This is a genomic window from Sulfurihydrogenibium yellowstonense SS-5, from assembly GCF_000173615.1.
GTDB classification, from domain to species: Bacteria; Aquificota; Aquificia; order Aquificales; family Hydrogenothermaceae; genus Sulfurihydrogenibium; species Sulfurihydrogenibium yellowstonense.
Genome location: NZ_ABZS01000099.1, coordinates 1 through 6,194, shown reverse-complemented (window position 1 = coordinate 6,194; position 6,194 = coordinate 1). Strand labels below are relative to the sequence as shown.

The window sequence follows — 6,194 nt, the reverse complement described above, 5'->3', positions numbered from 1 at the left end:
ACTCACGTCCTCAGGATGACAAAACCGCCTAATGCTGTCATTCTGAGCGTAGCGAAGAATCTCCTAATTTTACTAAATTTATAATCCGACGTATTTATAAACTAAGCTATTATTTCTTACTCCTAACTCTTTCGTGGCTGCCTACAAAATTCAACATTGTTATTCCGCAGTTGTGCGAAAAATCTCTTTCCTTTAACCTCTCACTTATTCATTGTATGGGCAATTCTTACTTACCTACCTTCTTTAAAAGAGTAGATCCTTCGGACTCACGTCCTCAGGATGACAAAAAAGTGAAAGTAGCGGCAATTCATGAAATTCCATTACAAAAGTTAGGAGTAAAGCATTGTCATTATGCAGCCAACGACTAATCTTCCACTTTTACTAAATTTCCTGCCAGATGTATCCATCATTTTTAGCACATTCTATCATAAAAGAGGACAGCAACTTAAGTCAATATAAAATAAAAAAACCCTCGCTACATTTTAAACACAATAGCGAGGGGTTATCTTGAAATCTTAAAATTAATACAATCTAAAATGTCTATTTAAGAATTTTTGCCATGTAGAAGGAAGCTTATCCAATTCTTCTTGTGCAATCTTCATTACTTTTTCTTTTATTTTATTTAAATCTCCATTTACTCTTAATTTAACATCACAAACCTGTGGTTCAGTGATCGGTTTACCAATTTGGCTAACTAAATAGCAGTAAGCCTCTTCAACTTCTTCAATCTCCGCAACAATTCTTTCTGCCATATCCATTGCTGCAGTATTGTATATTTTTCCTATATGAGATACCGGGTTCTTACCGGCAGCAGCTTCTAAGCTCATTGGTCTGTAAGGAGTGATTAAACCATTAACTCTATTACCTCTTCCAACCTGACCATCATCACCAGCTTCTGCAGATGTTCCGGTAACAGTTATATAAACAGATTCATTATCTATATCATCCGCTGTATTTATAAATATATCAACATGTTTGGTCGTTAATCTTTGAGCTATTGAGTAAGCATAATTGGTAACAATTTCTTTTTTCTCAACATAATCTTTAATATCATTAACATACTTGTCGACGAAAGCCATAGCTATTGTTATTCTGATGTTATCATGGTTTCTAACACCCATAATTTTAATATCTTCACCAACATACGGATGCTCTTTTTTAAACTCTTTGCTGTTTAAAGCTCTCTCAAGTTCATAAACGATTGTTTCTACATCAGAAAACGGAGCGAATCCAACGCCAAAAGATGTATCATTGGCAAGAGGAATTTCGCCTTTTAATTGAAATCTTTCAAAGAGTTCGACTAAATCCTTACTACCAGGTTTTAATTTTGGATGAATAATAACATGATTAGTTATGTCCAAGTTAGGAATGTTTTCTTTTAACCATTTGTGAGCTGTCTCTATAGCCAACTCTTTTACCGGTAATTTTTTATTTCCTTTCTCGTCAATTGCTCTTCCGGTTAAATATATTTCTATTGGCTCAATAATTTTTCCACCTTTGAATTGTGGGTCTGCAATTCCACCAATCAGTAAGGCTTTATCAACGTTGTGGTGCATGATTGCTCCAAATTCTTCTCTGTATAGGTTGGACAATGCTATTGACAATTCTTCTGCTAATGCATCGCAGATTGTGTCAGGATGTCCTGTCCCTTTTCTTTCTACAATTTCTACAGGTTGCTGACTTACTTTTTCAAACTCTAAAATTCCAACGTTAATATTTGCCAATCTTTTACCTCCTGAAAAATTTTAAGAATATTAAATTACCATATTTTAAATATGCTTGCAAATTTTAATTAAACAGGTTAAAATATTTATCTACATTTTTTAAGACGGAGGATTAAATGGCTAAAGCTCAATTATCACCAAAGAAACAGAAGCACAAAAGAAGAGTAAAGAAAAATGTTAGAGTTGCTGAAAGAAGAAGACTTGAAAATAGATATCATATTTCAAGAATGAAAACTGCATTCAAAAAGCTTTATTCAGTTCTTAAAAAAGAAGGTCCGGAGGCAGCATCTAAGTACTTGCCATTATGTCAAAAACTTGCATACAAGGCTGCAGCTAAAGGAGCTATTCATAAAAACGAAGCTGCAAGAAGAGTTTCAAGAGCAGCTAAAAGAATAAAAGCAGCTTTAGAAAAATCACAACAAGTTGCATAATTTTAGATTTTAAATAAAATATTATATTAAAAAATATGGCGGTATAGCTCAGTTGGTTAGAGCACACGGCTCATATCCGTGGGGTCCGGGGTTCGAATCCCTGTACCGCCATTATAATCATGCTTGAAAGCAAATTCCTAAAAGCTGTTAGAAAATTTAATCTTATTGAAAATCAAGATAAAATCCTTGTAGCATTCTCAGGTGGTCCTGATTCGTTGGTTTTAACCAATCTACTACTAAAATTTCAAAAAACTTTAAATATATTAGAAATTCAGCTTGCACATCTAAATCATGCTCTTAGGAAAGAGTCAGACCAAGACCAAGAATTTTGCGAAAAGTTTGCTAGTAGCCTTGGTTTAAAAATCCATGTTAAGAAAGTCGATGTTAAGAAAGTTGCTAAAGAGTTAAAGATCTCTGTAGAAGAAGCAGGAAGGCTAGAGAGATATAAATTTTTCAATAAAATTCTTCAAAAAGAAAATCTAAGTAAAATAGCAACAGGACATCATCTTTCAGATTTAACAGAGTCTATAGTTCTTTGGTTCATCCAAGGAAATAAACGAGGACTAAAAGGTTTTAGCCCAAAAGAAAACAATATAATAAGACCGTTATATCTAATTACAAAAGAAGAGATTGAAGAATATTGTCAAAAAAACGGATTAGTTTATTTAGTAGACCAGTCAAACTTTTCAAGGAAGTATTTAAGAAATCAAGTTCGTTTAGATGTTATACCAATTTTGAAAAAAATTAATCCAGATTTAGAAAATTCAATGTTAAATTTATCTCAGTTTTCATATTTTGATGAATCCTACTTAGACAAGCTAACGGAGGAATATTATTCTAAACTTGATAATAAAAATTTATTAGACTTATCTTTTGTTAATAATCTTCCAAACGCTTTAAAATATAGACTTTTAATTAAATGGATATATGAAAACACCAATACTTACCCATCTTACAAGCAAATTTTAAGCCTAATGGAAATTTTAGACAAACAAGGACAAAAAGAGATAAAAATTTCAAGAGATATTAAAGTTGTAAAAACATACGATAAACTTGAAATTTTAGCATCTGAAAATATGGAAAATTTACAAATAGAATATAAATTAAAAGTTGGTCAGAAAATTTTCTTAAAAGAGTTTTGTATGGAATTAGAAAGCTATATAATCGACGCTGAAGACTTTAAAAAAGATAAACATACAGAATGTTTTGATTTGCCGGAAGATAGTATTTTAGAAATTAGAACAAGAAAAGAAGGAGATAGATTTTTACCTTTTAATAGAAAGACGGAAAAAAAGTTAAAAGATGTTTTTATTGATTTAAAAATTCCAAAGTATGTGAGAGATAGTATACCGCTTTTGGTGTATAATAATAAAATACTATGGATAATTGGATACAAAAGGTCTGGATATTATCCGGTTTCAGAAAATTCAACGAAAGTTATTTGTTTTAGATATAAGGAGGTACAAAGTTGCAACTAACAAGAAGTTTATTGATATGGTTTTTAATCGGTGCTATGATGATTTTGGCATTCAATATGTTTGGTTCAAAACAGCTTGCTGATAATAAAGTTCCTTTTACTGAATTTATCAATATGGTAAATGAAAAAAATATTAAAGAAGCTACAATAAGAGGAGAAGAGCTTATAGCTGTTACGGAAGATGGGAAAAAGGTTGAAACTATAGTTCCATCCGGCTATTCAAGACTATATGATATTTTATCTGAAAATGGTGTGCAGATAAAAGTGTTACCAAGTGAAAGCAGTAATTGGTTTTTAACTTTATTAATTTCTTGGTTGCCAATACTGCTTTTTATCGGTCTTTGGATTTTTATGATGAGGCAGATGTCCGGTGGTCCAAACAGAGCATTTTCTTTTGCAAAAAGTAAAGGAAAGTTGTACTTAGAAGAAAAGCCTAACGTAAAATTAGATGATGTTGCCGGAATGGATGAAGTGAAGGAGGAAGTAAAGGAGCTAATAGAATATCTTAAAGACCCATCAAGATATCAAAAACTTGGTGGTAGAGCACCAAAAGGAATATTACTCTATGGAGACCCTGGTGTCGGTAAAACTTTATTAGCTAAAGCTATAGCCGGGGAGGCTAACGTTCCTTTCATTTCTATATCAGGTTCAGATTTTGTTGAGATGTTTGTTGGTGTTGGAGCTGCAAGAGTTAGAGATTTATTTGAAACTGCAAAAAAACATGCTCCATGTTTAATATTTATAGATGAGATTGACGCAGTAGGTAGAGCCAGAACAGGCGTTGGTTTTGGTGGTGGTCATGATGAAAGGGAGCAAACATTAAACCAACTACTTGTTGAATTAGATGGATTTGATAGTAATGAAGGAATAATAGTGATTGCAGCGACAAACAGACCGGATATTCTTGACCCAGCATTACTTAGACCGGGAAGATTTGATAGACAGATTTCTGTTCCAAAGCCGGATGTAAGAGGAAGATACGAGATACTAAAAGTTCATGTAAAGAAAAAGAATATACCTCTTGATGAAGATGTGGATTTAATGACAATAGCAAAAGGAACACCCGGATTTTCGGGTGCAGACCTTGCAAACCTTATAAATGAAGCAGCACTTCTTGCTGCAAGAAGAAATAAAGAAAAAGTGGGCATGCAAGAATTAGAAGATGCCTTAGATAGAATAATGATGGGATTAGAAAGAAAGGGAATGGCAATAACAGAAAAAGAAAAAGAAAAAATAGCATACCATGAAGTTGGTCATGCAATAGTTGGAGTAATGTTAGAGGAAGCTGACCCATTACATAAAGTTTCCATAATTCCAAGAGGTGCTGCTCTTGGTGTAACCGTCAACCTTCCGGAAGAAGACAAACATCTTTATTCTAAAAAAGATCTGATGGCAAGAATCTTACAGCTTTTTGGAGGAAGAGCGGCAGAAGAAGTATTTTATGGAAAAGATGGAATTACAACAGGTGCTGAAAATGACTTAATGAGAGCAACAGAATTGGCTTATAGAATTGTTGCAGCTTGGGGAATGAGTGATGAAATAGGACCAATACACGTGTCTACAAACAGAAGTGGCGGATTTTTCTTTGGAAACCAAGGGCCGGAAATTAGTGAAGAAACTGCAAGAAAAATAGATGAAGAGGTAAACAAAATATTAAGAGAATCTTATCAAAAAGCTAAAAACATAATAGAAAGCTACAAAGATGCCGTTGTAGCGGTAGTTCAGCTTTTACTTGATAAAGAAACGATAACTTGCGAAGAAATGTTTGCGATTTTAAAAGAGTATGGCGTTCCAGTACTAAATAGATGTAGAAAGTTTGAAAGCGTAGTTACAATAACAGATTCTTCAAGTCCAGAAACTCCACCTGCAGAACTTCCAGCACCAGCATAATAAGATGATAGACACCCATTGTCACTTAGATATGCTTTCTTCAGAAGAGGATATATTAGAGAGCGTGGGCAGGTTGGACTACCTGCTTACAATTGGCTGTGATAAACAGGAAATTTATGAAGCTATAAAATTTACAAAAAAATTTGACAATGTTTATGCATCAATAGGATACCATCCTTACGACATAGGTGATATATCTGAAAAAGATATAGATAATTTAGTAAAACTATATAAAGATAATAGTAAAGTTGTTGCCATTGGAGAATGCGGATTAGATTTCTACAGAGATAAAACTCCAAAAAATTTACAAGAAAAATTTTTTAGATTACAAATAGAGCTTGCAAAAGAGTTAAAACTTCCGATAGTCATTCATAGCAGAGAGGCTGATGCTGACACTGAAAGAATACTTTCTGAATATGCACCATTTGAAAATGGCGGAATAATGCATTGTTTTGGTGGTAGCTTAAGACTAATGGAAGCAACCTTAGAAATTGGCTTTTACATCTCTTTTGCAGGAAATATAACGTATCCAAAAGCTGATAATTTAAGAGAAATAGCTAAAAAGGTTCCTTTAGATAGATTGTTATTAGAAACAGACAGTCCCTTTTTAGCTCCTCAAAAAGTAAGAGGAAAACCAAATAAACCATCAAATATATTTTACACTTTAGAGTT

Annotated in this window: 5 protein-coding genes and 1 tRNA gene; 5 read left to right on the top strand and 1 reads right to left on the bottom strand. The window is 33.0% G+C overall.

The genetic code is table 11. From position 1 onward, the window contains the following. Positions 1–521: 521 nt before the first annotated feature. Positions 522–1,724, bottom strand: a complete 1,203-nt coding sequence (locus SULYE_RS05075; protein ID WP_007547172.1) for a methionine adenosyltransferase — start codon at positions 1,722–1,724, stop codon at positions 522–524. A 116-nt stretch (positions 1,725–1,840) separates the two neighbouring features. On the opposite strand from SULYE_RS05075, the gene rpsT reads away from it, so the two are divergent. From rpsT to SULYE_RS05050, 5 genes are all read left to right on the top strand, one after another. Next, entirely contained in the window at positions 1,841–2,155 is a 315-nt protein-coding gene (rpsT, locus tag SULYE_RS05070) for a 30S ribosomal protein S20 (protein ID WP_007547170.1), read from the top strand. Positions 2,156–2,192: 37 nt separating this feature from the next. Beyond that, a tRNA-Met gene (locus tag SULYE_RS05065) sits at positions 2,193–2,266 on the top strand. Between the two features lie 8 nt (positions 2,267–2,274). Beyond that, positions 2,275–3,633 carry a tRNA lysidine(34) synthetase TilS gene (gene tilS / locus SULYE_RS05060; RefSeq protein WP_007547168.1) on the top strand — a complete coding sequence of 453 codons (1,359 nt, stop codon included), beginning with the start codon at positions 2,275–2,277 and terminating at the stop codon, positions 3,631–3,633. Further along, positions 3,624–5,522: an ATP-dependent zinc metalloprotease FtsH gene (ftsH, locus tag SULYE_RS05055; protein WP_007547167.1), complete on the top strand. Its 1,899-nt coding sequence runs from the start codon at positions 3,624–3,626 to the stop codon at positions 5,520–5,522. Before tilS ends, ftsH begins: the two co-directional genes overlap by 10 nt. Before the next feature lie 4 nt (positions 5,523–5,526). Next, positions 5,527–6,194 (top strand): TatD family hydrolase (locus SULYE_RS05050; RefSeq protein WP_007547166.1); only part of this gene is annotated, 668 nt, incomplete at its 3' end.